Source organism: Ruegeria sp. BG6 (genome assembly GCF_056538465.1).
The window spans coordinates 1-1,051 of sequence record NZ_JBQFTB010000048.1; the positions used below are offsets into that span (position 1 = coordinate 1).

General features: G+C 59.5%; 1 protein-coding gene. It reads right to left on the reverse strand.

The window, feature by feature from the left end; genetic code table 11:
* Positions 1-100 precede the first annotated feature (100 nt).
* Positions 101-1,051: tyrosine-type recombinase/integrase (locus tag ACR0JW_RS23865; RefSeq protein WP_480714614.1), on the reverse strand; the 951-nt coding region annotated here is incomplete at its 5' end.

The following is a 1,051-nucleotide window of genomic DNA, read 5'->3' on the forward strand; positions in this document are numbered from 1 at the left end:
TGAGCACGCGCCGCCAGATCCTCCGCTGCTTTACGGGTGCAGCCACCATCGTATTCAGCAATGGCAGCCCGCTCCTCGAACGCATCAATGTCCGGGAAGCTCATGAGGCAACCGTCCCTAGTGGGAGTCTTATCTGGTCAACGATCGACCGACGCTGCTCGTCACTGATCCCTGCCGAGTAAATCCCGTAGGTGATCCCGTTCTCCGACCGTGCCGACTTGTGCCCGACCAGAGAGGCTGTGAAGTGCTCAGGAACACCCGTTCGCTCGCACTGGGTAATGAACCACTTCCTGGTCGAGTGAAACACCAGTCCCGGTCGCTCCAGACCCAGCCGCCGTCTCAGTCTCGCGAAGCCCTTAGTGACATGTGCCACGGTCAGGTCGGGGAACAGAGGACCAGATGATGGTAGCTGCCGGAACATCTCATCCAGCACCGGGTGAACCGGGACCAGTCGTTCAGCGGCGTCAGTCTTCAGCAGTCTCAGTTCATTGGGTTGAACATGAATGAAGCAGCCGAGGTTGCCTTTGGTCACGAGGTCTTCCCGGAGCAGCCCGACCGCTTCCCCCGCGCGCAGTCCTGTCAGCAGGCAAGTCAGCAGAACGGAATGAAGCTCAGGATCACGAGCCGCCAGAAGTCTGGAGACCTCATCGTCGGTCGGGACTGCATACGGTTGAGGACGCACCTTCCGGTCGAAGAGAACCGTTCGGAAAGGATTGACCTCCAGATGCCCCTCGTAGACCACCCATTCGAGGAAGTGATTAACCTGTGACCAGATACGTCGCTGGGTTCTGGCTGTTATGGTCAACGATCCCCGAGACGAGTAGTTAACGAGTTGGTCCAGGCTCAACCCGCGTGTCCGTTCCGACTTGCCGATCATCGGTGATAGCTGGGCTATCGCTGACAGGAACTCTCGCCCCTCCGCCCGCGTCAGACCGTAAACCGATCGGTCGCCGTACCGGCTCGTGAACAACCCGACAGAGTATCGGACCGATTTGAACCCGCTGGGTCGCAGTTCATCACTACGCCGGGAGAGATAGGCGCGGCTCAGGTC